This is a genomic window from Paenibacillus sp. FSL R5-0923 (genome assembly GCF_038009145.1).
In the GTDB taxonomy this organism is placed as follows: domain Bacteria; phylum Bacillota; class Bacilli; order Paenibacillales; family Paenibacillaceae; genus Paenibacillus_AQ.
Window position 1 is genome coordinate 42,618 of record NZ_JBBPAT010000003.1, and the last position, 26,435, is coordinate 69,052.

Annotated in this window: 26 protein-coding genes; 15 read left to right on the top strand and 11 right to left on the bottom strand. The window is 46.0% G+C overall.

Features of this window, described 5'->3' with window-relative positions; genetic code table 11:
* Positions 1-65: 65 nt before the first annotated feature.
* On the top strand, positions 66-737 hold the full coding sequence (locus MKX35_RS31110) for a G1 family glutamic endopeptidase (protein ID WP_076300919.1): 672 nt from the start codon (positions 66-68) through the stop codon (positions 735-737).
* Positions 738-856: 119 nt separating this feature from the next.
* Here MKX35_RS31110 and pyk read toward each other — a convergent pair whose 3' ends face one another.
* From pyk to MKX35_RS31140, 6 genes are all read right to left on the bottom strand, one after another.
* Complete coding sequence (gene pyk / locus MKX35_RS31115) at positions 857-2,275, bottom strand: pyruvate kinase (protein ID WP_042186514.1); 1,419 nt, start codon at positions 2,273-2,275, stop codon at positions 857-859.
* Positions 2,276-2,607: 332 nt separating this feature from the next.
* Positions 2,608-3,609 (bottom strand): acetyl-CoA carboxylase carboxyltransferase subunit alpha, encoded by a 1,002-nt coding sequence (locus tag MKX35_RS31120; protein WP_042186511.1) that lies wholly within the window; start codon positions 3,607-3,609, stop codon positions 2,608-2,610.
* Between the two features lies 1 nt (position 3,610).
* Positions 3,611-4,504 carry an acetyl-CoA carboxylase, carboxyltransferase subunit beta gene (accD, locus tag MKX35_RS31125; protein WP_042186509.1) on the bottom strand — a complete coding sequence of 298 codons (894 nt, stop codon included), beginning with the start codon at positions 4,502-4,504 and terminating at the stop codon, positions 3,611-3,613.
* A 72-nt stretch (positions 4,505-4,576) separates the two neighbouring features.
* The gene (locus tag MKX35_RS31130; protein ID WP_042125966.1) at positions 4,577-4,765 is read right to left on the bottom strand and encodes a hypothetical protein; all 189 of its coding nucleotides are present in this window, start codon (positions 4,763-4,765) and stop codon (positions 4,577-4,579) included.
* A gap of 146 nt (positions 4,766-4,911) precedes the next feature.
* The gene (locus tag MKX35_RS31135; protein ID WP_076300905.1) at positions 4,912-5,412 is read right to left on the bottom strand and encodes a phosphatidylglycerophosphatase A family protein; all 501 of its coding nucleotides are present in this window, start codon (positions 5,410-5,412) and stop codon (positions 4,912-4,914) included.
* 74 nt (positions 5,413-5,486) lie between these two features.
* A complete protein-coding gene (locus MKX35_RS31140) occupies positions 5,487-9,125 on the bottom strand; it encodes a DNA polymerase III subunit alpha (protein WP_076300918.1) in 3,639 nt (1,212 codons plus the stop codon).
* Between the two features lie 325 nt (positions 9,126-9,450).
* Here MKX35_RS31140 and MKX35_RS31145 point away from each other — a divergent pair, with 325 nt between their 5' ends.
* The 3 genes from MKX35_RS31145 (at position 9,451) to MKX35_RS31155 (ending at position 10,688) form a co-directional block, all read left to right on the top strand.
* Positions 9,451-9,774, top strand: a complete 324-nt coding sequence (locus tag MKX35_RS31145) for a YtrH family sporulation protein (RefSeq protein WP_042186502.1) — start codon at positions 9,451-9,453, stop codon at positions 9,772-9,774.
* Positions 9,775-9,779: 5 nt separating this feature from the next.
* On the top strand, positions 9,780-10,280 hold the full coding sequence (locus tag MKX35_RS31150) for a DUF4044 domain-containing protein (RefSeq protein WP_076300904.1): 501 nt from the start codon (positions 9,780-9,782) through the stop codon (positions 10,278-10,280).
* Positions 10,281-10,367: 87 nt separating this feature from the next.
* Complete coding sequence (locus MKX35_RS31155; RefSeq protein ID WP_042186497.1) at positions 10,368-10,688, top strand: YtpI family protein; 321 nt, start codon at positions 10,368-10,370, stop codon at positions 10,686-10,688.
* A gap of 95 nt (positions 10,689-10,783) precedes the next feature.
* On the opposite strand, the gene MKX35_RS31160 is transcribed toward MKX35_RS31155, so the two are convergent.
* Positions 10,784-12,118: a DRTGG domain-containing protein gene (locus tag MKX35_RS31160; RefSeq protein WP_076300903.1), complete on the bottom strand. Its 1,335-nt coding sequence runs from the start codon at positions 12,116-12,118 to the stop codon at positions 10,784-10,786.
* Positions 12,119-12,295: 177 nt separating this feature from the next.
* Between MKX35_RS31160 and MKX35_RS31165 the strand changes: the two genes are divergently transcribed.
* Both MKX35_RS31165 and MKX35_RS31170 read left to right on the top strand, forming a co-directional pair.
* Entirely contained in the window at positions 12,296-13,129 is an 834-nt protein-coding gene (locus MKX35_RS31165) for a hypothetical protein (RefSeq protein WP_076300902.1), read from the top strand.
* A 104-nt stretch (positions 13,130-13,233) separates the two neighbouring features.
* Positions 13,234-13,374 carry a hypothetical protein gene (locus MKX35_RS31170; protein ID WP_179085720.1) on the top strand — a complete coding sequence of 47 codons (141 nt, stop codon included), beginning with the start codon at positions 13,234-13,236 and terminating at the stop codon, positions 13,372-13,374.
* Positions 13,375-13,734: 360 nt separating this feature from the next.
* Here MKX35_RS31170 and MKX35_RS31175 read toward each other — a convergent pair whose 3' ends face one another.
* Positions 13,735-14,019 carry a hypothetical protein gene (locus MKX35_RS31175; protein WP_042186490.1) on the bottom strand — a complete coding sequence of 95 codons (285 nt, stop codon included), beginning with the start codon at positions 14,017-14,019 and terminating at the stop codon, positions 13,735-13,737.
* Between the two features lie 192 nt (positions 14,020-14,211).
* Between MKX35_RS31175 and MKX35_RS31180 the strand changes: the two genes are divergently transcribed.
* The gene (locus MKX35_RS31180) at positions 14,212-14,787 is read left to right on the top strand and encodes a hypothetical protein (RefSeq protein WP_042186488.1); all 576 of its coding nucleotides are present in this window, start codon (positions 14,212-14,214) and stop codon (positions 14,785-14,787) included.
* A 126-nt stretch (positions 14,788-14,913) separates the two neighbouring features.
* On the opposite strand, the gene MKX35_RS31185 is transcribed toward MKX35_RS31180, so the two are convergent.
* A complete protein-coding gene (locus MKX35_RS31185) occupies positions 14,914-15,252 on the bottom strand; it encodes a YlbF family regulator (protein ID WP_042186485.1) in 339 nt (112 codons plus the stop codon).
* Between the two features lie 331 nt (positions 15,253-15,583).
* Between MKX35_RS31185 and MKX35_RS31190 the strand changes: the two genes are divergently transcribed.
* From MKX35_RS31190 to MKX35_RS31215, 6 genes are read left to right on the top strand one after another with little or no spacing between them, the layout of a single operon-like run.
* A complete protein-coding gene (locus MKX35_RS31190) occupies positions 15,584-16,951 on the top strand; it encodes a YheC/YheD family endospore coat-associated protein (RefSeq protein ID WP_076283327.1) in 1,368 nt (455 codons plus the stop codon).
* 10 nt (positions 16,952-16,961) lie between these two features.
* A complete protein-coding gene (locus MKX35_RS31195) occupies positions 16,962-18,140 on the top strand; it encodes a YheC/YheD family endospore coat-associated protein (protein ID WP_052404216.1) in 1,179 nt (392 codons plus the stop codon).
* On the top strand, positions 18,141-19,514 hold the full coding sequence (locus MKX35_RS31200; RefSeq protein ID WP_076283328.1) for a YheC/YheD family endospore coat-associated protein: 1,374 nt from the start codon (positions 18,141-18,143) through the stop codon (positions 19,512-19,514).
* Positions 19,511-20,623 carry a YheC/YheD family endospore coat-associated protein gene (locus MKX35_RS31205; RefSeq protein ID WP_076283329.1) on the top strand — a complete coding sequence of 371 codons (1,113 nt, stop codon included), beginning with the start codon at positions 19,511-19,513 and terminating at the stop codon, positions 20,621-20,623. The genes MKX35_RS31200 and MKX35_RS31205 overlap by 4 nt, the downstream gene beginning before the upstream one ends.
* Positions 20,624-20,648: 25 nt before the next feature.
* Entirely contained in the window at positions 20,649-21,167 is a 519-nt protein-coding gene (locus MKX35_RS31210) for a GNAT family N-acetyltransferase (RefSeq protein ID WP_076300901.1), read from the top strand.
* Positions 21,149-22,279, top strand: coding sequence for a YheC/YheD family endospore coat-associated protein (locus MKX35_RS31215; protein ID WP_076300900.1), 1,131 nt, complete (start codon positions 21,149-21,151; stop codon positions 22,277-22,279). Before MKX35_RS31210 ends, MKX35_RS31215 begins: the two co-directional genes overlap by 19 nt.
* Positions 22,280-22,892: 613 nt before the next feature.
* Here MKX35_RS31215 and MKX35_RS31220 read toward each other — a convergent pair.
* On the bottom strand, positions 22,893-23,618 hold the full coding sequence (locus MKX35_RS31220) for an HAD family hydrolase (RefSeq protein ID WP_076283333.1): 726 nt from the start codon (positions 23,616-23,618) through the stop codon (positions 22,893-22,895).
* A gap of 194 nt (positions 23,619-23,812) precedes the next feature.
* Here MKX35_RS31220 and MKX35_RS31225 point away from each other — a divergent pair, with 194 nt between their 5' ends.
* The gene (locus MKX35_RS31225) at positions 23,813-24,976 is read left to right on the top strand and encodes a YhgE/Pip domain-containing protein (protein ID WP_076300898.1); all 1,164 of its coding nucleotides are present in this window, start codon (positions 23,813-23,815) and stop codon (positions 24,974-24,976) included.
* Positions 24,977-25,072: 96 nt separating this feature from the next.
* Complete coding sequence (locus MKX35_RS31230; protein ID WP_042186461.1) at positions 25,073-25,582, top strand: PadR family transcriptional regulator; 510 nt, start codon at positions 25,073-25,075, stop codon at positions 25,580-25,582.
* A gap of 144 nt (positions 25,583-25,726) precedes the next feature.
* On the opposite strand, the gene MKX35_RS31235 is transcribed toward MKX35_RS31230, so the two are convergent.
* A complete protein-coding gene (locus MKX35_RS31235) occupies positions 25,727-25,984 on the bottom strand; it encodes an AbrB/MazE/SpoVT family DNA-binding domain-containing protein (protein ID WP_042125931.1) in 258 nt (85 codons plus the stop codon).
* Positions 25,985-26,435: the final 451 nt, after the last annotated feature.

The window sequence follows — 26,435 nt, forward strand, 5'->3', positions numbered from 1 at the left end:
ATCGCATTTAATATAGCAGTACTATAAAGGCGGTGGACAAGTTGAGCATAAAATATAACTCTCTCATGGTAAATCATCCTTGTCTAACAGACAAATCTAATGCGAGCAATAGACAAAGCTCTGCTTTTGGCTGGTCATCTAAGAACTGGAGTGGCTACACTGTTACTGGTAGAAAAGGTGCCTTCAATCGCATTTCCGGTGAATGGACCGTCCCATACGTAAAACCAACCCACAAATCCACCTATTCCTCCGCATGGATTGGCATCGACGGCTTCAAGAACAGCAACCTTATTCAGACGGGAACAGGTCATGAATTCGTAAATGGGATTGCCCGTTATTACGCCTGGTGGGAAATACTACCTGACGTCGAGACCGTAATCCCTTTTCCAGTATACCCCGGAGATCATATGAAGGGTACTATCACAAAAATAAGCCACACGAAGTGGTCTATCACACTCCGGAATTTAAGCCGAAATTGGACCTTCCGAACGCTTCAGCGATATACTGGTCCGCAGACCTCCGGCGAATGGATTATGGAGGCTCCTGAGGTCGATGGTTCCATCGCAAAGCTGGCCCGCGTGGGCACTACCTGCTTCAACTGCTGTCGAATCAATGGAAAACAACCTAGGTTAACTCTTTCTAATGGAGGGATCATGGTCCAGAATAACACCACCGTTGCGGTTCCTTCCAGTCCAAGCCCTCGAGGGGACTCTTTTAGCGTCAAACGTATATACTAACAGCATAAATGGATTCAGCACAAAAAAAAGAGCTGCCTCATTTGTAGATTTTCACTACATCTGAGACAGCTCTTCTATTTTGCGTAAAATCTACGAATCAGGCAAAGCACAGTCGAGTACTACTCGATTGTGCTTACTTTTACCAAGTTAGTGGAACCGGAACGTCCAAGTGGAATTCCTGCAGTAATCACAACTAGGTCGCCAGCTTGAACCAGACCGGAATCCTTACCACCTTGGATTGCTGTTTCAAGCAATTCATCTGTGGAAGTAGCTACTTTACCGAATACTGGCGTTACGCCCCAAACGAGGGACAATTGACGCATAGTTCTTTCTTGTGTCGTAACAGCAATGATTGGTGCTTTAGGACGGTATTTGGAAACAACGCGTGCAGTATGACCTGTAACAGTCGAAGAAAGAATAGCCTTAGCGTTCAGATCCAAAGCGGAAATTGCAACGGATTGGCTGATAGCTTCTGTAACTGTAGTTTCTTGTAAAGTTTGTTGTTTTGAGAAAATCTCACGGTGGTCCAAAGCGGACTCCGCTTTCTCAGCAATACGGGACATTGTAAGAACGGATTCTACTGGATATTTACCAGCAGCAGTTTCTCCGGAAAGCATGATTGCATCTGTTCCGTCGAAAATAGCGTTTGCTACGTCACTTGCTTCAGCGCGAGTAGGACGTGGGTTACGTTGCATAGAATCCAGCATTTGTGTAGCTGTGATTACTGGTTTGCCAGCAACGTTACATTTTTGAATCATCAATTTTTGAGCCAAAGGTACATCTTCAGCTGGAATTTCAACACCAAGGTCACCACGAGCAACCATCAGGCCATCGGAAGCTTCTAAAATTTCATCAAGGTTGTCAACACCTTGTTGGTTTTCGATTTTGGAAATGATTTGAATGTGAGAAGCGTTGTTTTTCGAAAGCAGCTCACGAATTTCCTGAACGTCGCTAGCTTTGCGAACGAAGGAAGCGGCGATAAAATCGATGTCCTGTTCGATACCAAAAAGAATATCGTTGGTGTCTTTTTCCGTAATACCCGGCAAGGAGATGTTTACTCCTGGTACGTTAACGCCCTTCTTGCTCTTGATCGTACCACCGTTTACAATACGGGTCTTGATTTCAGTTCCTTGAATGTCGACAACTGTCAAACCAATCAGACCGTCATCAATAAGGATGGTGGAGCCTACTTGAACATCATTAGGAAGCTCGCTGTACGTGATGGAAATACGTTCTTGGGTGCCAAGGATTTCTTCCGTAGTTAGTGTCAGGTACTCGTCCTGAACTAGTTCAATCGGTTCTACTTCCAACTTGCCTGTGCGAATCTCCGGTCCTTTTGTATCGAGCAGGATAGCAACAGTTTTGTTCAGTTCCTTAGATGCTTGACGGATCGTTTTAATCCGAGCACCATGCTCTTCAAAATCGCCGTGGGAGAAATTCAAACGGGCCACATTCATACCAGCCAAAATCAATTTTTTGATATTCTCCAACGATTCACTCGCAGGTCCGATCGTACATACAATTTTACTTTTCCGCATTAGGTTTTCCTCCGTTTTTTCGTTCTCTCTGTCTCACTTTTTCCAACTACAAAATCTACTACAAGGCTAACTAATTAAATAGGAACTTTGTCACATGTGCCTTTAACTACGCCCTTATGAATATTACTGCAACTTAGACACAAAATCAATGTTGTAGGCTCTTTTAGATGTAATTTGAGCTCGAATTATCTGAACGCACAAAAAAAATTAAAATAATCCCGGCATTGCGTCGAGATTATTTTAATTCCAATAAAATGTATAATTTACACTTAATTCAATATGGTCCACTAAGTATGGTTATATGTCTTAAAGTGCAAATGGAAAGGCACTATTCACACTTCAGATTCCACTTCTTCTTCAAGGAAAATCTGCTCCTGCTGGACTTCAGCAAACTCACCAATTTTACGGAATTTACGATAACGATCTTCTTTCAATTCCGCTCTATCCAGAGGAATCAGCTCCTGCAAGTGACGCCATAATGCATCCTTAATTGCAGCTGCCGTAGCTTCGTAATCACGATGTGCGCCGCCTTTTGGCTCAGGAACAATCTCTTCGATGACTTCCATTTCAAGCAGATCAGATGCCGTTATCTTCATGGCTTCTGCCGCTTGATCAGCCTTCGAAGCATCCTTCCATAGAATTGATGCAGCACCGTTAGGAGATATCGCCGAATAAATGGCATGTTCCAGCATAAGCACTCTATTACCAACTGCCAGTGCTAATGCGCCCCCACTTCCGCCTTCACCGATAACCACACAGATTACAGGAACACCAAACTGAGACATCTCGCGTAAATTACGGGCAATTGCTTCGGATTGTCCTCTTTCCTCAGCTGTATTGCCTGGATATGCACCTTTCGTATCTACAAAGGTTATAATGGGACGATTGAACTTGTCCGCTTGCTGCATCAGACGCAGTGACTTACGGAAGCCCTCAGGGTGTGCACTGCCGAAAAAGCGTAAAATATTCTCCTTCGTATCTTTACCGCGCTGCTGGCCAATGACCGTAACCGGGACACCGTTAAGTTTGGCGATACCGCCTACAATTGCAAGATCATCCCCAAACATTCGATCCCCGTGAAGCTCGATAAAATCTGTGAAGATCTGCCCCATAAGATCAAGAGAAGTCGGACGTCCTTGATGTCTAGCTAGATGCATTTTTTGGGAAGGGGAGATATTAGAATAAACTTCCTCCTCAAGCACACGGTACCGTTCTTCCAGTCTTGCTACCTCATCCGTAAAATCAATACTTTTCTCTTCGCCAAACTGCTTTAGCTCGGCAATTTTCTTGCGCATTTCAACCAGAGGCATTTCAAAAGGCAACTCTCCTGCCAACCTAAAATCCCCCTTTCACATCATGCAATTCCAAAATTTTGGTCAGTGTGGCGCGCATTTCTTTACGGTGCACAACCATATCAATCAAGCCATGCTGCAAATTAAATTCAGCCGTCTGGAAATCATCCGGAAGCTTCTGGCGAATTGTCTGTTCAATGACTATACGTCCTGCGAAACCGAATACCGCCCCAGGCTCAGCAATAATAATATCGCCAAGACTAGCAAAACTCGCAGATACCCCGCCAGTTGTCGGATCCGTAATTATAGAAATATAAAGGCCGCCCACTTCGTTGAAACGAGCAAGCGCTGCACTGGTCTTCGCCATTTGCATAAGACTTAGAATACTCTCCTGCATTCTCGCTCCGCCAGAAGTAGAGAAAATAAGGAGTGGAAGCTGCTTCTCCGTGGCTTCTTCAATCGCCCGGGTAATCTTCTCACCAACTACAGATCCCATACTGCCAGAGAAAAATTCGAAATTCATCACAGCTACGATCACTGGATGTCCGCCAATAGATCCCTGACCCGTAATCACGGCATCAGTTTGTCCCGATTTTAGTTGCTGTTGCTCCAGTTTAGAGGCATAACCCGGGAATTTCAGCGGATCTATAGAATACATTTCACTATCAAACTCAATAAAGCCCTCTGGGTCTAACGTCATAGCAATACGCTCTACGGCGTTCAAGCGCAAATGATGACCACAAGTAGGACATACTTTTAGATTCTTTTCCAATTCCTTGCTATACTGGATCGTTCCGCATTTATTACATTTACTCATTAATCCTTCTGGAATTTCCCGTTTGGGGCGTTCGCCTTCTGCAGGCACGCCGCTTCGCTCCAGACGTTCTGAAGGAATAGTCGCGTACTTCCGTTTCTTCTGAAATAAATCTTTGAACACACCCGCACCTCTTCAGCCGTTTATTTGCGTTATGCAGCTTGCCGCTGTCATGACTTTTCTCTTGATAGAAATTCAGGGATGCAGAATAAGATTAAGGACTTCCTGTACTTCCTCCAGTTCACCCGAAGGAACCAATATCTCAAACTGCTGCTTGGACATATTGATTGGACGGCATTTTACTAAAAAACCTTCTTCAGTCAGCTTACTCTTAATCATATCCGCCACTTTGGCGGTCGGCGCGATATATATTACCGTCCACATGCCTTGCAAGGCCTCCCCAATCTTAATTCCCAGCCGTATCCCGTATAATGGAATTATGATAACACAGTTTACTTTTTTCCCGCAACAGGCGTAGGGCAAAGGAAGCAAGACTGAGGAACTCGTTCAAACGAAATGAATCGGGTCATTTATTCCGTATCCGTGACCAGAGGATATACTTTTGCCCCTTCCTGCCGATGAGCGATTCTAGCAGAAGCAGCTGCAGCGATACCCGCTACTAAGTCATCCAAGAACACGTGAATCCTCCCCTTATCATCGTTCAATTCACCAATGATTCCAAGCTTTATTTTGTCCAAGTACCCAAATCCTGTAAGTCCGATCATCCCATATACCCCTGTGATGCCAAGGGCTAGAGTCTCGTCCGCTCCATAAAGTGATTCATCCGCTTCCATTACTGCCTGGAGCGGCTGCGGAAGCAGTCTTTTCTCTGCCAGCTCATCAAGTGCGATCCCCGTCATTAACGTGTACTGCACTTCTCTTTTTCCCAATACAGATTTCACACTGGAAAGGCATTCTTCCTTGGATAAACCGGGATAATAGACCGATTGTAAAATATATACGATTTCAGCAATGGAAGAAAGTGTTACGCCTCTACGTTCCAACAGATCAACTGCCATTTGATAGGACATGATGTGATTCCCCTTTCCGCCCAGGGATTCGCCCTGTGGTTTCCTAATGTATGCGGAAAAGGGTGGAATTGTTCTTATTTTATTCTTACGGTACCTGCCCCCAGCATAGACTCGATAGCCGCGAATAGCTCCTCGGTAGGCTTAATCCGATAATTATCGCTAAGGGCCAGGAGCTTCTGATCCCGTTCGTAGAACAGAATCGTCGCTACTGGGCCTGGATGATTCTGCAGCAGCTCCTTCAGGCGCGACAGCTGCGCAGCATTCTCGGCGGCCGGCGTGATCTTGATAAAGACACGCTGGCCTGAGCCCGGCGCTGGCGCAGCGGCCGGTGCAGGTGTTGCAGGCGCAGCTGCGCCGCCTGCAGGTCTGCCAGCGGGGCCAGTGGCGGCCCCGCTAGCCCGCGAAGCAGGAGCCGCGCCACGCGGCTGCGCTCCTGCTGAGGCCGAGCGTCCCGCGCTATACGGGCGGGACGCGGCGGCACTACGGCGCTGCAGCAGACCGCGGAGTGTCTCCGCGGATAGCAGCGCCACTTCCTCGGCCAGCAGCTTGAAGCCTTCGTCCTCCTGCTGCACCTTGGCGCGCAAGGCCAGCAGCGCGCCCTTGGCAATCAAGCCGCGGCTTCGCTTCCACACCTCGGGGAAGAGCACGACTTCGCAGCGCTCGATCTGATCTTCCCATTCGATGAAGGCCATCGATTTTCCTTGCTTCGTCGTAATTTCCTTAACGGATACGACCATCCCGGCCGTAACCGTCTGGCTCTCATCTGCGGCTTCGCCGAGATCCATCAGCCGCTGTATACCCGTCTCCTCAAGCAGCTCAGCACTATCGTCGAGCGGATGACCTGATAGATACAGCCCCAGCAGCTCACGTTCCATCTCCAGCTGCTGTCCTACTGTAAACTTAGGGATATCCGGATAGCGAATCTCCCAATTCGGCGTCTCCACCAAATCATCGAACAACTGAATTTGCAGTTCATCCCGCTCCTTGCGCCATTTCGTCGCGGCGTCAACGGTCTCGTCCAGCATAGCCAGCAGCTGGGCCCTATGACCCGGCAGACAGTCAAAGGCTCCTGCCTGCAGCAAAGACTCCACTACCCGCTTGTTGCAGACCCGCAGATCCACACGTCGACAGAAATCGAGCAGGCTGTCGAACGGCCGCTCCTTGCGAACCGACATAATATTCTCCACTGCTAGCGTGCCGACGTTCTTAATCGCTGCGAGCCCAAAGCGGATATGCCCTATTCCCGTTTCCTCTCCTGGAACAGGGGTAAACAGTACGCCGCTCTCATTCACATCCGGCGGTAATACGCCAATGCCCGTGCGGCGGCAGTCCAGTACATATTCCGCCACCTTACGGTGGGTTCCCATCACGGCGGTCAGCATAGATGCCATAAACTGTACCGGATAATGCGCCTTAAGATAAGCCGTCTGAAAAGCCAGCACACCATAAGCCGCCGCATGCGCACGCGGGAAGCCGTAATCGGCAAACCGTACGATCATATCATAAACGGCATTCGCATCCGTTTCGTTATATCCTTGCTGCAAGCTCCCCTGTACAAAATGACTGCGTTCCTTATCCAACGTCTCGCGCTTCTTCTTAGAAACCGCTCGGCGGAGCAGATCCGCTTCACCAAGCGAGAATCCAGCCATAAGCGAAGCAATCTGCATAATCTGTTCCTGATACACAATTATCCCATAGGTATCCGCTAATATAGATTTCAAATCAGGATGCGGATACTCTACTTCGATCTGACCGTGCTTACCTGCTATATATTTCGGGATAAACTCCATCGGACCCGGACGATACAAGGCTAGGACCGATACGATATCTTCAAAACCATTAGGCTTCAAATCCTTAAGCACACGTCTTACACCCGCCGACTCCAGCTGGAAGACCCCAGTCGTCTCACCAGCACCTAGCATTTCATACGTGAGCGGATCATGATCTGGTATGATTTTAAAATCTGGAACACTGCCACTCATTTCTTTAATCGAATTCATGCAGCGTTCGATAATCGACAAAGTACGCAGGCCCAGAAAATCCATCTTCAGCAGCCCAACACTTTCCAAATGCTCCATAGAGTACTGAGTTAACGCTGTACTTTCGTTGCCCTCTTGAAGGGGTACAGCATCAGTCAGCGGACCTTTGGAAATAACAACCCCGGCAGCATGTGTCGAAGCATGACGAGGCATACCTTCCACTTTCATTGCCATATCCAGCAAGCCTTTGATCTTCGGATTACTGTCATACAGCGCTTTTAGGTCTGGAGTAGTCTCCAGCGCTCTAGCAAGGCTGATGCCTAGTTGTCCTGGGATGAGCTTGGCAGCCTTATCTACCTCGTTATAAGGTAAATTCAGTACCCTGCCCACATCACGAACTGCAGCCCGTGCAGCCATGGTTCCGAACGTAATGATCTGTGCCACATGTTCTTTGCCGTATTTCTCCACCACATAAGCGATAACCTCATCACGACGCTCATCACTAAAATCGATATCAATATCCGGCATCGTGATCCGTTCTGGATTTAAGAAACGTTCAAAGAGCAAGTTATACTTAAGCGGATCTACATCCGTGATTCGTAGGGAATAAGCGGTAAGACTCCCCGCGGAAGAACCCCGGCCCGGACCAGTAGCAATCCCCTGACGATGACAATAAGCGATAAAATCCCACACAATTAGAAAATAATCGCTAAAACCCATATTCTCGATGACGCCAAGCTCATAGGCAAGACGCTTTTCAGCGGTTTCTCTTTGCTCAGGCGATGCCCAAAGCGGTGTGTCTATATACCGTTCTTCAAGCCCTTTAAAGCACAACTCTCGCAAATATGCAGCGGAGTCCTTACCTTCTGGAATTGGTGAATAGGCAGGCAGAATATGTTGACCGAAGGTAAGCTCCAAATTACATTTTTCTGCGATCAATAGCGTGTTACTGATAGCTTCAGGCACATGCGGGAACAACGCCGCCATCTGATCACTGCTTTTGAGAAACAGCTGATCTGTTCCGATTTTGAGCCGTTCCTCATCATCCACAGTTTTACCTGTTCCAATACAGATCAGAACATCCTGTACCTCTGCATCTTCCTTGGCCAAATAATGGACGTCATTCGTAGCTACAAGTGGGATCTCACAGGCCTTGGCAAGTGCGATCAGCTTCGGATTTACTCGTTTTTGCTCGGAAATTCCGTGATCTTGAAGCTCCAGGTAGAAGTCTTCGCCAAAAATCTCCTTATATCGCAGCGCAGCTTTTCGCGCCTCGTCATCTCTTCCATGCAACAGATGCTGCGGCACTTCGCCGCCAAGACAGGCACTGAGGCATATGATCCCCTCCGAATGAGCGGCCAGAACCTCCATATCAATACGAGGTTTATAGTGATGACCTTCCAGATGACCGATAGAGATCAGCTTCATTAGGTTCTTGTAGCCGGTTTCATTCTTGACGAGCAGAATCAGGTGATAAATCGGTTGATCTTTACGACTGCCTCGCTCACGGCGAGAGCCCGCGGTTAAATAGGCTTCACAGCCGATAATCGGCTTGATTCCATTCTCTTTACACGCTTTATAAAAGGGGATCGCCCCATACATCACTCCATGATCCGTAAGCGCCAGCGACTTCATGCCGTATTCGCCGGCCCGGCGCACGAGATCGGTAATGCGCGCCGCCCCGTCCAGTAAACTGTATTCGCTGTGCACATGCAAATGCACGAAAGGGCTCATCATCCCACTTCCTTCCTACTACATAAATCAAACATAAATAGTTGTTCAAAAAAGTCCGTTTTTATCACGAAGTAACCCAAGAAGCTTACTCGACATCGAAGATTGAATTCAGGCGAAACTTCCGGTGCTCACGTAGCTTCCACTACGCTCCACTCCTCATTTTCTACCTTCTTTCAATCTTCTCGGTGCTGAAAACCGTACTTTTTGAACTCGCACTATAAGATGAAACTATTTTATCATATTAAAGGGGGACCCGCCCATAGAATGGATTAAGAGCATATGGACAGGCAACGTTTATAGATGCCTCGTCCGGGAAGGGGCCTTTATGAGCATTTTTATGAGCAAAGCCATCCTCGATTTCTTTATCGCCTTCGGCATCGTACTTGGCGGAGCTATGGTCGGCGGAATCGGCGCCGTAGTATCCCTGCAACCACCGACGCAAACGATGCTAGATGTAGCAGACCGGATTAAAATATGGGCACTTGCCGCCGCTGTAGGGGGTACTATGGACCCTTTACGGGTCATTGAAAGCAATGTGATTGGAGGTAACCTCTCCCCCGCCATCAAGCAAATCATGTATATTGCCTTCGCTTTTCTCGGAGCTCATATGGGCAGCGAGCTAGTAAAATGGGTGTGCGGCAGGGGGTAACGCCAGTGAGAGTTCCACCATTCAGTCGTTTTCGTAGATTCACCCAAATTTCCGCTATATTCATGCTGGGGATCGTCGTAGGAGCTGTCATATACAATGCTATTTTCCATGTTGGGTATAATGTGTTGTGGCTGCAAAATCAAGACTTACGCGTAGACATTGAGCAATATCAGGAAGATATTAAAACGCTCAAAAAATACAATAATACCTCTACCGTAATCAGAGAAATCAAAATCCGTTCGGAAGAGAGCAAGTCCAAAGAAGATAACCCCCTTGACCCCGTAACTGTAAAATTAATTATAAGCCAAATGGGCTCAGATCTGGAGCCCATGCGTGGCCGCAGCATGTTCGATATTGACACAGACAGTAAACTGGTTAGACTGCTGCTGGATGGCAAACTTTACATTGTGCGTGATAAGGAATACTCTGTCAAAATCCGGACGATGCTCGTCATGGAAGGTGTTCTGCAAATCTGGGTGGAAATCAGTCCTTTTAAGCGCAACTAACAACAATCGTGTGATACAATAATGGACAGACAAAAGTGGAAATTACTTCAAGGCTTTTGCAAGACATGATAAAGGAGCTGGCTGTCCATGGTTTTATTTATCAAGTACTTATTGTTTATCCTGCTGGTGATCTTTGTAATCGGCGCCGCTGTGTACAGCTTATCCTCTCGCCGTGCCTTAAATCCCCAAGATAAGGGGCTAAAACGCTCCGTCATGAATGTGATGCTGGGCGCTATGCTCGTAACGCTCTCCCTGATTTCCATGTTTCTATTTCGCGGCTCCACCGTTAATATCATTGTTGAAGCTGCCTTTCTTCTAATCGGTGTGTTTAACATCTTCTCAGGAATACGCAGCTATAGTTATTACAGTCGTAGCCGTAGCCAGGAACAACACCAGTCGAAAGCCTAGACTATCCCTCTGATAGGATTACAAGAATAAAATAGACTACCCTCTCTATCATCGTTGAGGGCAGTCTATTTAGCATGTTTGTGATTCATTATCTATTAGCCGTGATCAATGGATTGCAGCATCAGGACAGCTTTCGCTACCAGGGTATCCGAATAGCTGATCTCTATTTCTAGCTTACATGTACGGCGACTTATCTCGAGCAGTCTCGGCATTACAATAATCGCATGTTCGATCTGTACCGGCCGGATAAAATAGGTGGACATATTATCTAATACGTAGTCATTTCCTGTAATATCCTTAGCTGCCTTAAACGCAGAGAGCGTCATTAGCGTAGACAATACACCTTCAGAAATGGTACCAAGGTCTGTGGCCATCTGAGGCGTAATAAAGCCGTGAAAAAACAATCGTCCCTCTTCATCCCGCTCATCCGCAAAACCGTTCCAGATGAGATGATCGAAGGTCTCCCCAAGCTGTGGAGTGTTACGGACATCTCGCAGACTTTGCAGCACTTCTTTACGGGTTAGGGAGCCCACCAATTTGCGGTTACGGTCTACAATGGGTAGGAAATCGACACCTTCCCACATCATGATCTGCGCAGCTGAAGCTAGTGAGGTATGCAGCGCAGCGGTAACCGGACTCCGAACCATAGCCTTTTCAATACTTTGCCCTTCTGTCAGGTTCTCTACTTCGCGTCGGCCGATAATCCCAATCACTCGGTTCCATTCATCTGTAACGGGAAAACGTTGCTCTCCAGTTTCCTCTGAAATCTGTCGTAGCTCACCTACGGTGCTTGAAATTTTTAACGTAATCATACGCGGTTTGCTGTCGACAATATCTTCTACCAGCATAATTTTTTTCTTAATCAATCTATCAAAAATCGCTCGGTTAATCATTGATGCCACGGTAAACGTGTCATGTCTTGATGAAATGATGGGGAGATCCAGTTCGTCGGCTAATGCCTTCACTTCACGACTCGTCCCGAAACCGCCTGTAACCAGAACTCCGGCACCCTGCTCTAGCGCCAAGGAGTGAACATCATCGCGGTTACCCACAATAAGCAGACTGTCTGCGTCTATATAACGAATCATCGCGTCGACCTTCATCGCACCGATTACATATTTATGTAGATGTTTACTCAGTCCGCTAGCCCCGCCGAGAACATGACCTTCCACAATATCAACCACGTCACCAAACGTCAGCTGTTCAGAAATGTTACGAGGCTTCTTTTCTACACGTACTGTACCAATCCGTTCCTTCGTAATGACAATTCCAAGATTCTCAGCTTCCTTAACGGCACGATAAGCTGTTCCCTCACTGACCAACATTTCTTTTGCAAGCTTACGAACAGATATTTTGGAGCCTACCTTAAGACCTTCAATATGCTGCAGCAGTTGCTCGTGTTTAGTAATTGCATCGCCTTGACCTTCCAACTGTTACACCCCCGTACTCCGATCTGTACTATACTGTACTCATTATACACGGAGAGAATGGCACAGTACAACCGATTCATAAGCATCGAATTCGAATTTAACTGCCCGTTATTTAGCAACCTTTTCCTCTTTTTTATAGTCTGAGAGTTAAAGAAAGAGGAAAGGAGCATTGTGGATATGAACAAGACCATGTTAATAATATTTACCATTACTTTGCTTTTCATAGGACTGATCGGCTGTGGAAATGCGAGAACCGAAGTAAAACAATCAAGCCAAATAGAACTGGATGCACAAAATATAGTTTCTATTAACTTAATTGAAAAAGACCAGCCGGCGACGACTATTTCTGAAGCATCATCCTTGGAACGTTTCGTTCAAGCCATAACTGCTGCTGAATATGATAAAGGACAACTAGATATTGCTCCAAGCGATTACAGAACCACCGTAAACATGAAGGAAGGCATAAGTTATGAGTTCTCTTTTTGGATCGTCGGAAGCAACAGTGGGTTACTCATTAAATCGGGACAAACGGGTCACTATCGTCTTTCGGATATCAGCAAAAAAGATCTGTTGGACTTATTCCAATCGACTGTTAAAGAAGATAAGATTTCTCCAGCAGACACTACTAACCCACAGCCCCCTAACGTCCAAGTTACTGTTGGCGGTGAGCATTTCGATGCCATTCAAGGCTCTTATTGCTGGAATGACAATGGCAAAGGCGTCTGTGTAGATATGGCTTCTTACGATCAATTAGTTACCAAACAGAAGGTACATCCCAAAGCCATCAGCCGTGATCAGGTAGAACTCAAATTCTCATATGCACCCAAGGAGATAGAGGTTGTGGCTTCATTTCCTGGTGAGGAACGTCCGGACGAAGCTCTTTCCGTAGAAAATAACAGTTTTCAGCTCGCAGCAGGTAGCGGAAAACATCTGTATATAATCCAAGCAAGATGGCCTCAGGGGAGCGCCAGTTATGTATTTGAAGTAGAATGCTCTGTCAGTAAAGAGTAACCCGTTTATTAGACAAACTGGGTAGTGGGTAGGCGAATAGAGAATAGTCCCTTAAGAAAAAAGGAAAAATATGTTATGATGGAGAGGTGAAAGGGGATGACTTTATGCAATTTCTTTTTATACTCGCGATTCTCGTTCCTGCGGTGTGGTACTACGCGGCTCTAGGTAAACGGATATCTGCAGAAGAAAAGAAAGCTGGAAAAGATCTCTCGGATGAGATCAATCCTTTTACAGGTGCAAGATAACTTTAATCCCCCTGCTTTGCAGGGCAATTTTAAAGCCCACTGGCTTAAGCTAGTGGGCTTTTCTGTGAATCTAGGGGATTTATACCCTTCTTTTCGCCATTTCAGCGCTTTTCACGGCAATCTAGGGGATTTATACCCCTCTTTTAGCTAATTCGGCGCTCTTCACGGGAATCTAGGGGATTTATACCCCTCCTTCAACTAATTCAGCGCTTTTCACGGGAATATAGGGGATTTATACCCTTCTTTTAGCTAATTCGGCGCTTCTCACGAGAATCTAGGGGATTTATACCCTTCTTTTCGCCATTTCAGCGTTTTCCACGGGAATATTTAAATCTAGTTACTTAAGGAAGCTACCCAATTCTATGATCTTTGTGTAACTCTAGTTTCTTCTTTCCATTTGGACTGCCATTGCTCCAATTTTGCTTTTCGCACAGCTTCCAAACGCTTGGTCTTCTCCTCATCAACACCGATAATAAAATGCAGATGTGCCGCGATGACCATAAAGGCAAAAAGTGACCAGACCACCCCAAAACCAAACACCCAGCTAGGCCCATTCGCAAGCGATAACTTCGGCAGAGCATACAAAAGCATGGCCAACGCCAGCAACAGATAGACACCATGTTTAAACTTGTTTCTTTTTCTCATTACTAACAGCTCCTCGTAGACAAGATATTCGATTGAATCTATATCTCTACTCTATGAACATGAAGCCCGTAATATGAGACAAGTCCATAAAAATATACTTCTACTCAAAAAATTATATAAAATAGTATGCATTTATGTAGCTAGCAAAGCTTATATATGAGATGATTATTTCATTTAGGGGGCGATTTAGAATTGAATGCAACTTATACTCATACCGAATACATAATTCGAAAAAAGGTATTTTCGATCATGGGTGCGAAGCTTCATATTTATGATAACGCCGAGCAGCTTGTACTCTATTCACAAATGAAAGCATTCAAGTTGAAAGAGGATATTGCACTGTACACGGATGAGTCTATGCAAAAGGAGCTTCTGCGTATAAAAGCCCGCAATGCCATCGACTTTAGTGCCGTTTATGATGTGCATGATTCGGAGACTGGCGAGCATGTTGGTGCTCTTCGGCGTAAGGGACTCAAATCGATTTTGAAAGATGAATGGACGATTCTCGATCATCATGATCAGGAAATCGGAAAAATCAAGGAAGATAGCACCGCAATGGCTATACTCCGCCGCTTCATCTCTATTATCCCTCAAAAATATAATATCGAGATGAATGATACAACGATCCCGACTTTCAAACAAAATTTTAATCCATTCGTTACAAAAATCATCGCTGACTTCTCTGAGGATCCCAAGGGAATGCTTGATCGTCGCCTAGGTTTGGCTGCTGGTATTCTTCTCTGCGCAATCGAAGGAAAACAAGATTAGCGAGTTTACTCATGTGCTAGTCACAAGAATAAATAGGGTGTTCCCAATGCCAACCGGCTTCGGGAACACCCTATTTAGATTGCACTGATCAAACTTTTCAGGTGAATACCCGCTTACTAAAAGCGTTTATTCGCCATACAATTGCGACAAGCTCTCGGTAATGATCTTGTTTACATCCTCGATTACAACACTCAGACGGCGTTCTGCATCGAACAGACGGCGAATCCCAAGATTCATGTTAAGCACCTCGAATAATTTCTCCATCTTCTCCATTTCTTCCTGTGGAGGCATATCTCCGCTCATCATCCGTTGTTGAAGCTCCAATTGGCCATTACGGAAGTTGTCGAGCATCGCCTTGGCTTCAGGATCTGTTTCTACCAGTTTCATCGCGTTGGTGATATCCGCTACCTCAGTGCTTTCTTTAATGGCTTTCGCCAGTTCATGTGCTTTGTCGTGAATACTCATTATGATTCCTCCTAAAAGTTTTGTAAGTCACTACTTCTCGATTCGTCTTCGTACAAAACTCACTTCGAAAGCGTTGCTTAAGTTTTGTTAGCGTTCGCTTCCTAGAGTTACTTCGTACAAAACTCGCACCGGAAGCATACGCTTAAGTTTCCAAATATTGATTCATCCCATGCTTGTTTCGCTTCTTGGGTCAGACTTATGAAATGATGCGGCAAGGTTTTTAAAGAGTAGGTCAATCACCAAGGGTCATATGTCTCCATATGATGAATGATATGTAACCCTTAGCTACCAAATTGCCGGCATCATGCTGCCTACCGGAAGGAGATCCACGATGTCCCAATTCAAGATCCCGGTCCATACGGTCCACACGGGCATCCTGCAGGAAAACGCTATAATGCTTGGCGAACGATCCATGAAAAGACTCAAAATCCCGGCTCACGGAACGCTCCAGCTGGCTTTCGGCTCTTTCCGGCAGGAGGTTACCATTATCCCGGCTCCCAAATCCGAAAGCCTGCGTGTAAGCGAAGGACTGGCGCGGCGGACCGGATGGAAACATCGGCAAACCCTCAACGCCTCATACAGCTCCGTAAGTCGTACCTTGCGACTTGGACCGTTGATCGGTGTACTCGTCAGCCGTGACCATCCAGATAATCTCGACAGGCTGTTTGGACCCATTACCATGTTCTGTCGAGAATTAACAAATGCCTGCCACTCACAAGGCGCCTATGTATATTTCTTTACCCCGGAAGCGCTGGAAACAAGCAGCTCTTCCATCCAGGGCTGGGTATACAACGAGGGTTGGAGGAAAATGAGTCTGCCCATCGCCGATGTAATCAACAATCGGCTAACGACGCGAAAGGTGGAGAATAAACCTAGCGTACAGCATTTTTTGGCGGATGTAAAATCACGGTATGGAACGCATTTCTTCAACGAAAAATTTCTTGACAAGACAGAAGTATTTGAAGCTTTAGCGCAAGACCCTTCATTGAAGCGGTATTTACCGGAATCGCATGCTTTAAACGGTTTTGCCGTTGTAAAGAAGATGTGCAGCCAATATCCAAGCGTGTTTCTAAAGCCTGTACGGGGCAGTCTCGGCAAAGGCATTCTCCGAATCTCCAAAGATGAAGGCGGAGGATACCGTTTGTTATCTACTACCTCAATAGGTACACGCAAGCAAAGCTACCCGACTTTAGCTAAACTGTACCAGTCCATTGCTCCCAAGATGAAGACAACGCGCTACCAGATTCAACAAGGATTACCTTTGATGGAGCTCGGTAAGCGTCCTGTAGATTTCCGAGCACTTGTACAGAAGAATGGTACCGGGAAATGGGGCGTTACCTCCATTGTCGCTCGCACCGCTGGTAGCAATCATTTCGTCTCCAATCTAGCAAGAGGTGGCAGTCTCAGTACTGTCCGTGAAGCCGTTAGCAAGAGCAGCCTTCCTCCAGGTACCAAGGATAGCGTACAGCTTCAGCTTCCAAGAGCAGCACTAGCCATTGCAAGAGGAGTAGAAACCTTTATCCCTGCTCATTTCGGAGAGCTCGGAATCGATCTGGCACTGGATCAATCCGGACGAATATGGCTCTTGGAGGTTAACTCCAAACCTTCCAAGAACGATAATACACCGCTAAACGATCAAAAAATCAGACCGTCCGTCAAGCAAATGATTCTGTATTGCCGCTATTTGGCCGGTTTATAAGGAGGACACAATGACTGAAACAGCTATGGGGTTCCTCGGCATTATGACGGGCCGTCGCCACGGGAATCCTCCGATTGCCGAGCCAGAATTTTGCAGTCATTTATGCCGTGCAGCTCCGCGCTATAACCTTAAAGTCCTCGTGTTTCATCCGGACGGAGTAGCGGCAGACGGGTCATCTATAACCGGTTATACATGGAAAGACGGAAGCTGGCACAATACGACCTCTACACCACCAGATATCATTTATAATCGTTGTTTTTACAATAGTCCGAAAGAAAGAAAAGAAGCCTCGTCTGCACTCTCTTTCCTTCACCGCTCACTACCTTGGTCAAGAGGTCTACCTGATAAATGGGGCGTATACGAGATCTTGAAGCGTAACCGAAGAGCCGCTATTTTACTGCCGGAAACTGTTCTTTATACCGGTACACGCAAGTTAAGCAATATGCTCGCTGAAAGAGAATACGGGGTCTTCCTAAAACCCAAAGCAGGCTCTCATGGCAAACGTACATTACATGCCATACTGCAGAACAGACGCTCTGGAGGAGGCATAAGAGTACGAGGGCGTGATGGGACAAATACACCCTTTCAATATGTATTCAGCTCGCAGGATGAAGGACTGAACTGGATTCATGAATTTATCGGCACACGCCGCTATATTATACAGCCTTATCTGCACCTAACTAATCGTAAGGGGCAACCGTTCGATGTGCGTGTATTGATGCAAAAGAATGGCCTCGGTCGCTGGGATCTTACTGGCATGGCCGTTCGGCTGGGTAATCATGGTTCACTGACTTCGAACCTGCATGGCGGTGGAACTGCGGTTCCTCCTTTGCCCTTTTTGCTTGCAGAATATGGTCAGGACGGAAAAGACATCATGCAGGAGCTTGCTGCAGAAGCTGCATACTTGCCTCCTCTTCTGGAGGCTGCATGCGGTAGGCTTGGAGAACTCGGCCTAGATTTCGGTATTGATTCGAGCGGTCGGATTCATTTACTTGAAGCAAATTCCAAGCCAGGGCGCACGGTATTCCGGCTGACGGGCGACCGCCGGGCTGCTAAGCTCGCCGCCGAGAATCCACTGTCTTATGCGCGCCATCTGCTACTCACACAGCGACGGATACCATCCCTATCTACGGACAGCTCCGTTATAAACGGGAGAATGATAACAATGGTTCCTAAGGAGGATTCATAAATGAGTCTCACTTTTTGCAATGTGCATTTTACTAAGCAGCCCCAAAGAGTTGTATATGTATCAGGTGCACTGATGAAAAGCTTGAAATTAACCGGGAAGAAGAACATTCGCCTTAGACTCGGTAAAGATGCCATCCCGACCATGATCAAGCCCATCAAGCGCGCCGGAAATCATCTATTCCTCGCCACTGGTGTAAAGAGTGCTATCAAGGTTCCGAAATCTGGTGGTATCTATTTACGCAATCTGCAAAACGACGAGGTACAGCTTGGACCTTTGGTCGGTGTATTGACCGATGGGCCAGCATCTCCAAATCAACCCTTCGGTTCTCGCACTGGCTTTATAAAGCAATTACTGCGGGAAGGCAGTAACAAATGTTATATATTTGCCTTTATGCCGCGTGATATCAACTGGCAACAGGAGCAGGTCTATGGTTATTTCTTAACCGCAGGCGGCAAATTCGAACGTAAAATGGTTCCTCTGCCTGATGTCGTCTACAATCGGCTACCCAGTCGGAGAGCGGAGACTTCACCTTATATCAACCAGCTTCGCGAACGCTTTATGCGCAAGAAAATCCCTTACTTCAACTGGAGCTTTTTCAATAAGTCCGATATTTATCGGTTGCTAGAGAATGACGGAGCTGCAAACCGTTACGTACCTGAGACACACAGCAATCCCTCCTCCGAAAAAATGAGAGAAATGCTGGATCACCACCATTTTGTATATTACAAACCTTCCGCAGGCAGCCTGGGTCACGGGATTTACCGACTTACCTATCTGCCGAAAAAAGGATATTTTGCCCGCTACCGCAAAGGTGGAAAAAACGTACTTCTGCGCTTCACTACCTTTGAAAGCCTCATGCGTATGCTTCGGTCACGACACGGTCAAGGCCTGCAAAATTATATCGTCCAACAAGGAATACGTTTGATTGAAATTGATGGCTGCCCCATTGACTTCCGATTCCATATGCATAAAAACGGCAGTAATCAATGGATTGTAGTCGGTATTGGCGCTAAGAAAGCCGGCCGGGGCAGTGTCACCACTCACCTCAAAAACGGGGGGGCATTGCTTACACCTGGGCAGGCGCTCGGGCGTGTATTCGGCAGCCGAGCAGATGAAGTATTACAGCGTGCGAAGAGTACAGCCATTAAGCTGGCAGAATCCTTAGAAATCCAGCATCGTCATTTGCTCGGTGAAATTGGCTTTGATCTCGGCATTGATCAGGATGAAGACATCTGGATGTTCGAGGCCAACGCCAAACCAGGACGTTCCATCTTCCGTCATCCTTCCCTGCGCGCTGAGGGCAAAGCTTCCATCGAGCACATTCTGGAGCATTGTCTATACCTCAGCAAATTCCGCAGGAGGGATGAGATGTGAACACCCATATTCCGGATGAAACAAAACCCGTTATTGCCATACTGACAACCAGCGATAAAGTAAGGCATTTTAATGGCAACCGTAATAATTTCCGGGACATCATTCGCACAGGCAAGGAACTGGGATTTCTTGTCTACGTCGTCACTGTCCGTGACTTGAAGCTTGAGGAACGGATGGTGAACGGTTATGTCCCATCATCCAGCGGAAGAATATGGTACAGCATTCCGGTACCTCTTCCACAAATCATATATAACCGAATTCCTACCCGTGAGGATGAGGAAAAACCTGCTGTCGTACGCAAAATAGCTCAATGCCTGGAACATCCAGGCATTAAGCTATATAATCCATATTTTTTCAATAAATGGAGTCTATTTGAATGGTTGAAAGGCTCATATGCTACCTCGAAGCATGTTCCAAAAACCAGACGTTTACGCAGTGCAAACACGCTTATTGCCATGCTAAATAATCATACCAGTCTCTATCTTAAACCTGAGAATGGCAAAGCAGGTAAAGGAATTATGCGTTTAAAATACCGTGCAGATACCACCTTACCCTATCGTCTGCAAATTCAAAGCGGCAAAAAAAATGTGACCTACAAAGCTGCCTCAGTAGAACGCCTCTGGGCACGGATAGGCAAAGAAAAGGGAAGCTCACGCTATATCGTACAGCAAGCTATTGAACTAGCAACTCACCGAGGACGACCATTTGATCTACGTGTACTTCTGCAGAAAAACGGCAGAGGCGGCTGGGCAATGACCGGCATAGGTGCGCGTCTAGCTGGTGCCCGCAGCATCACTACGCATGTACCTCGTGGCGGAAGTATCGAGGAGCCCTCCACCATGCTGGAAAGCACATTTGGAACCGAAAGAGCAGCCTCTATCTTAAAAAGTGTACCTACAACTGCTCTGTTAATTGCCAGACAAATTGAAAGAGCCTCTGATTCTATGCTCGGGGAGATGTCGATGGATCTCGGTGTCGATGAGAACGGCGGACTCTGGTTCTTTGAGGCAAACTCCCGGCCGATGAAATTTGATGAGCCTGCGATTCGCAAGCTTTCTTTGGAGCGAATCTTTCAATATGGCCAGCACTTAGCACGCCATATCAAATAGAATCCATTAAAGGATGTGACACAGCATGCAGATATCCTCTATCTACGACACTGATGCTAAAAAGTGGAAATCGCGGCTAACCGGACTGCTTGAGTTTATAAGAGAGCATGGGGAGCGTCGGATTACAAACCAAGCTTGCAAGGTAATGGCCCGATTAACTCCAGAACAGTTGTCAGAGCCGGGTGTCTCGCTGCTTGTCGCCACCGTACGCGGTCAGAATGGGCGCCAGCTAGCAGGAGTAAGCTTCGTATCCGGTTTCGGTGAAGAGGCTTGTCTCGTTGCCGTGCATCCCTTATACCGAAATAGGCATACCGGCACCGCCCTTATGGCCGCCCAGTTAAAGCGTTTAGGCCGTCTGGAATGCAGTGTTGCCAGCGATAATACGGCCAGTCTGAAAATGTGTTTCAATGTTGGTCTTGCCGCAGTAGCGCTTACTAGTGGCCCTACTGGCAAGCCAACTTTATTGATCCGGTCACTACAGAATACCGTCAGTACTACAAACTCTCCACAAGAAGGTGAACTCCTGTGCCAGAGCCCGTCTTAGGCATTCTTACTTTGTATATAAATGAAGCCAAGCAGCTTGAAGAAAAGGCCGTGTACCGGAGAATGATCATTGAGGGCAATCGAATGGGCTTGGATGTTTTTGTGTTTACCCCCATGGATGTCCATCCCAGCAAAGAGCAGATCCATGCCCTTGTCTTTGATCCAAAGAGCGGGAAATGGTCACGCAAATGGCGTTCCTTCCCGAACATGATTTATGACCGTTGCCGTATCCAGCGCAGCACGCGCTTTCAACAATTGCTTCGTTTCCGTGAACGCTATAAACATCTGCTGTTTCTGAATCGTCCACTGCGTAACAAATGGACCATACACCAAACATTCTCACAAAAGAGTCGCTTCCGGCAGCATATGCCAGAAACATTACTGTATCATTCCTCTGCCGATCTGCACCGAATGTTGAAGCAGAGCCCGGTACTCTATATCAAGCCAGCAAACGGCACAGGTGGACGCGGTATCCTTAGAATTGAGCGGGTAAAGGACAGTAAAGGGGGATTTGATATTCAAGGCCGTCGCCAAGATCGCCGGATTATTCCACCCCGAAAGGTCTCTGCCTCCCGATTGGATTCCATCGTTCGACAATGGTGTATTGGTGGACGTTTCCTCGTCCAACAGGGGATTCCACTACGTCTGCCTGGTGGACGTTTCCATGATTATCGCATGCTCGTTCAAAAGAATGGGCAAGGCGTCTGGGAACTGACAGGTATGGCAGCAAGGGTCGGTGCGGCGCGAAGCGTAACCTCCAATCTTCATGGCGGTGGGCACGCCGTTCGAGCTGAAACGCTCCTGAAGGAATGGCTGGGTAGTCAAGATAAAACCGATAAGGTTATGAAAACAGCCGAAAGGTTAGGTCTTGATGCCGCTGCCTTCTTGGAAGAAAGTTTCGGAGCCTTATGTGAACTTGCACTGGATCTTGCCATTGATCGAGAAGGAAAAATCTATGTGCTGGAGGTTAATCCAAAGCCTGCACGTGAAGTGTTTGCCCGATCAGGGGACGGCAACACCTATCGCAAAGCACTAGTGCGACCTTTAGAATATGCGTTATGGCTATATAATAACAAAGGTGCCCCAACCACAGCTAAGACTACTGAGGAATAAATTGATACTCAACAACAAAACGACCGCCTCTCTGCAATATGCAGAAAGTGCGGTTGTTGTATGACTTCTGATGTTCTGAGGAACTTATATTAGAAAAAATCGTTGTATTGAAGATTTTGATTAGCTGAGCCAAGGCGTTAGAAAAAAGAAGAGCATAGTTGTACCCACACAAATATGGAGTAAGAGCTGTAAGTCCTTCTCTAATAGATGTTTTATAAACAAAAGATAGCTCACGATACACAACAAAAAAACAGCAATATAAAAAAATAAGGAGTCATAATGAGTAACTATAAATAAGTCTCCGCCACCAATAGAAAAGACTATACCTATTACTAAAAACCACATGCCCACTCCAAGTGCAGCGCTTAAAGCAATAAAAATGAAGCTCATTATCATTTTTTATACTCCTTTAACATGCTTCTCGATTCCTTATCATCACATAGGAATAACCCCTTTCCATGATCTATCGGATCATCCCCTTTGTTTATGTATATCTTTTTAGCTTTGAGCTATTCCTGCATCTGCATTTAGAACCTTAACATTAAAAAAGGCAACCCTCTGCTTAGATGAGGTTTGCCTTTTATTCGTTTACCAAATATAAATCGCGATATTCCTATTCGCTAACCGATGCGTTGTCGTACAAGTCTATCAACTCATCGAAGGAAGTGATAATTACATCGGAGCCCTTTAGCTCATCCTGACGGCCAAAACCTGCATACGCACAGCCGATGACGGTTTGAGCATTTCCCTTACCTGCCTCCACATCGGACGAGCGATCGCCTACCATCCAGGCACTCTTGATTCCATGATTGTCCAGCAAAATGCGTAGCAATTCTGTCTTCGTCGCAGTGCCTTGACCACCCGCACTATACAATCCTTCAAATAACTCTTTAAGCTCATGCACCACAACTATACTGTGAATGTATTCCTCCAGCCCATTACTAGCCACAAACAACCGTACTCCCCGCTCTTTTAGAGCAGTCAGTGTTTCGACCACCTGAGGATACAGTAACGTCCCACCTGCTTCAAGTCCTTCGACCTCAAGCTGCAATAGCAGCTCATCTGCACGGCGGTGCACCGCCTCATCGGCATCAGGCATAACCTTCTTCCAAATATCTGCCAGCAGCATCCCTAAGCCGCTTAGAATAAGCTCTTCAGGCGGTGTTGGTCCTGAGTATAATCCCTCTTCCCGCAAAATATCGAACATTTTATGATATGCAGGTAATAAAAGACTTTCAGTCTGGAACAATGTTCCATCCATATCAAAAACAATCGCTTCCGGCTTGTTCAACTCCGAGTGAACCGCGTTCAGTTCTGTTCCTTGTACCTCTTTACTCATCTGTTGTTCCTCCCCATTCTCTTTTGCTTCAGGTAAGCACATTCATCTGCACGAAATTTCCAGTACAAGCCCTATGATATATGATATCACTTCGGAATGTCCATGCTCTCCACTTTTCTTGTTGCAGTTTATATTTCAACATGGTATATTACAGACTGTAATATACCATGTTGAAATATAAAGGAGAGATAACCATGTCACGTCCATTAATCATGCGCTTCCTCAAGCAGCCCGCTACCATTGTCGGGATTATAACTGCACTGTTGTTCCAAGTCTTTTTCAGCTTAATCTGGATTACAGGGTATGACCATGTAACTGATCGGGTAGATCAGTTGCCCATTGCTATTGTGAATGAGGATGGTGCGAATGCTCAGCCTGTAGTCGATGGTATTACCCAGTCCCTTCAGTTCGTAACCAGACAGGACCTTCCACTAAAAGCTGCCAAGGAAGCCCTTGAGCATAGAGAAATCCGCATGATTATCAATATTCCACAAGGGTTCACCGGAGCGATTAGCAATCCTTCCGCAAAGGCTGAACTCCGGTACCTCGTAAATGAATCCAATCCGCAAATGGTTAGCAATGTTATGCAGACTGTAGCCCTTAAAGTCACGGCTGCCATGAACACTCAAAGCAGTGATACAGCACTAAACCAAACCCTTGAAGCTATGAAGCTGCCGAAGGCACAAGCAGAGATCATCAAAAGTGCGGCAAGCAGCCGAATCTCCGCAAACGTTGAAGTCATCCATCCCACAACTAATTTTGCACAAACTATGGTTCCGTTAATGATTGTTACCGCCTCCTTTACCGGAGCTATGTTACTCGCCATGAATCTCCAAAAAGCATCTTCCAATTTATCGGGTCAATTTGGTAAATGGGATCGCCTTGCAGCCCGTTTTGCCATTATGAGTGCAACGGCTGTATTAACCTCTCTAGTGGGGACTATCATGGTTAACTCGCTCGGGATCCACTCCAGCCATGGCTTTCTGCTCATGTGGCTGTTCGAGTTCACTGTGATTCTCTCCTGCATGATTCTTGCACAGTTCAGTCTGCTGCTACTCGGCGACGCTGGCGCCTGGCTAAATATCGCACTTCTCTCCATACAAATGTTGGCTTCCGGAGCAACGATTCCTCGTGATGTGCTTTCTCCTTTTTATAGCTGGATCGGTCCCTTCTCACCTGCTTACTACGCGGTAAATGGCATGCTCGACCTAGTTATCGGAGGCAATGGTGTATGGAAAGATATGTTCTATCTACTCTGCATTGGTGCAGCAATAGCTGGATTAAGCATTATCCTAACCTTCATTCGCAAGGAAACTCAGTTATCACAAGAACAAGAGCCCGTACCAGCAAATGTGTAATTATTTAGTTTGCCTCCTTGGTTATGCCTTTTCAAATTGAGAGCGAAATGCAGTTGTGATATGGTAGGAGGTGAAAGAGAGGAGCGACAATGATTCATGAATATACAAGATGTCATTCTAGGGATATTAAGTGAAAAACCTCATTCGGGTTATGAGATAAAACGGCATTTCGAGGAATACTTTTCTTTTTTCTTTGATGCCAGCTACGGCACCATCTACCCAACCCTAAGCAAGATGGAGAAGCTGGACCTAATCACCAAAGAATCCATACGGCAGGAAGGCAAACCTGACAAAAATGTATTTACCATTACCCGTGCCGGCTTGGATCAGTTCCATGCTTACTTGCAAACACCGGCTGAAAAGGAAGTTCTGCGTTCAGACTTTTTTATGCATCTGTATTTCGGAGATAAGACCGATAAAGAGAACATAGATAATCTACTTCGGCAAGCATTGATAGAAAAGCAGGCAATGTACGATGATCTTGATCAGAAATTAAAGCAACTAGATTGCAAACTGTCCCCTTACCAAAAGCTGTGTATGGAATTGGGCCTTGTGCAATATGAAGCCTTTATCAAAAAAATTCAAAGTGTGCTGGAGTCTGAATAAGGATCATGTGGGCAGTAGGTTTCCTATTATTCTAGGGGATTTGCTGCTTTTTTTTGTTGTGCTATCATAAAAAAGAACCGGCAGCATGCACAAATTGTGCTTGCTGTACCGGTTCTTTTTTAGCAAAAATGTGTAATCTATCGATTATACTCTGTCAAAGCTGGAAATCAGCTCATCGAGAACATCTTTGCTTACCATTTTACCTTTGAAATTGATGAGGTTCTCTGCGCTTCCGGAGAAGATACAAGTTGGCTCGTATTTTCTAAGAATAATTTTCTCTCCATCTACAAAAATCTCGAGCGGGTCTTTTATGTCAATTCCCATCGTTCTACGTAGTTCAATAGGAATTACGATACGTCCCAATTCATCTACTTTTCTTACTATGCCTGTCGCTTTCATCATCGTACATCCTCCCTTGAATTCACATTAATAATCATTTTTGCTAAAAGCTATGTAGGCTTCTAAGTGATAGTAATGATTACGCTATACTCTAATATTAAAGTGCTATTCATTCCCTGTCAATTTTATTTCTACAAAATATGATATTTATCGACAATTATTCGACAAAAATATGTACACTTTCGACAAAATGCTGTAAAGCGATCCAAATTATTTGTCTTGAAATTAATAAATATCCAACATTGCGATTACAAATCAGCTTGCAGAGTATCCCAATTGATACCCTCATTTACCCAATACATCAAGTCTGGAAACACTCCGACGTATATCAGAGCAAAGAAACGTTTAGTAGAGTTAATACAGACTATTTATGCTTTATGCATCTACTTTTTTCGACAATCAAGCTTTCTACTATGTACTGATTTAATATAAGTATTACATATTATTAATAGAA

What these genes read in the sequence shown, in the direction of transcription:
- MKX35_RS31140 (WP_076300918.1), bottom strand. Translation starts at nt 9,125, where the DNA reads ATGAGCCCTTTCGTGCATTTGCATGTGCACAGCGAATACAGTTTACTG.
- MKX35_RS31190 (WP_076283327.1), top strand. Translation starts at nt 15,584, where the DNA reads ATGTCCCAATTCAAGATCCCGGTCCATACGGTCCACACGGGCATCCTG.
- pyk (WP_042186514.1), bottom strand. Translation starts at nt 2,275, where the DNA reads ATGCGGAAAAGTAAAATTGTATGTACGATCGGACCTGCGAGTGAATCG.
- MKX35_RS31195 (WP_052404216.1), top strand. Translation starts at nt 16,962, where the DNA reads ATGACTGAAACAGCTATGGGGTTCCTCGGCATTATGACGGGCCGTCGC.
- MKX35_RS31165 (WP_076300902.1), top strand. Translation starts at nt 12,296, where the DNA reads ATGAACAAGACCATGTTAATAATATTTACCATTACTTTGCTTTTCATA.
- MKX35_RS31230 (WP_042186461.1), top strand. Translation starts at nt 25,073, where the DNA reads ATGAATATACAAGATGTCATTCTAGGGATATTAAGTGAAAAACCTCAT.
- MKX35_RS31135 (WP_076300905.1), bottom strand. Translation starts at nt 5,412, where the DNA reads ATGTCCTATCAAATGGCAGTTGATCTGTTGGAACGTAGAGGCGTAACA.
- MKX35_RS31110 (WP_076300919.1), top strand. Translation starts at nt 66, where the DNA reads ATGGTAAATCATCCTTGTCTAACAGACAAATCTAATGCGAGCAATAGA.
- MKX35_RS31155 (WP_042186497.1), top strand. Translation starts at nt 10,368, where the DNA reads ATGGTTTTATTTATCAAGTACTTATTGTTTATCCTGCTGGTGATCTTT.
- MKX35_RS31235 (WP_042125931.1), bottom strand. Translation starts at nt 25,984, where the DNA reads ATGATGAAAGCGACAGGCATAGTAAGAAAAGTAGATGAATTGGGACGT.
- MKX35_RS31210 (WP_076300901.1), top strand. Translation starts at nt 20,649, where the DNA reads ATGCAGATATCCTCTATCTACGACACTGATGCTAAAAAGTGGAAATCG.
- MKX35_RS31175 (WP_042186490.1), bottom strand. Translation starts at nt 14,019, where the DNA reads ATGAGAAAAAGAAACAAGTTTAAACATGGTGTCTATCTGTTGCTGGCG.
- MKX35_RS31200 (WP_076283328.1), top strand. Translation starts at nt 18,141, where the DNA reads ATGAGTCTCACTTTTTGCAATGTGCATTTTACTAAGCAGCCCCAAAGA.
- MKX35_RS31220 (WP_076283333.1), bottom strand. Translation starts at nt 23,618, where the DNA reads ATGAGTAAAGAGGTACAAGGAACAGAACTGAACGCGGTTCACTCGGAG.
- MKX35_RS31130 (WP_042125966.1), bottom strand. Translation starts at nt 4,765, where the DNA reads ATGTGGACGGTAATATATATCGCGCCGACCGCCAAAGTGGCGGATATG.
- MKX35_RS31185 (WP_042186485.1), bottom strand. Translation starts at nt 15,252, where the DNA reads ATGAGTATTCACGACAAAGCACATGAACTGGCGAAAGCCATTAAAGAA.
- MKX35_RS31225 (WP_076300898.1), top strand. Translation starts at nt 23,813, where the DNA reads ATGTCACGTCCATTAATCATGCGCTTCCTCAAGCAGCCCGCTACCATT.
- MKX35_RS31145 (WP_042186502.1), top strand. Translation starts at nt 9,451, where the DNA reads ATGAGCATTTTTATGAGCAAAGCCATCCTCGATTTCTTTATCGCCTTC.
- MKX35_RS31170 (WP_179085720.1), top strand. Translation starts at nt 13,234, where the DNA reads ATGCAATTTCTTTTTATACTCGCGATTCTCGTTCCTGCGGTGTGGTAC.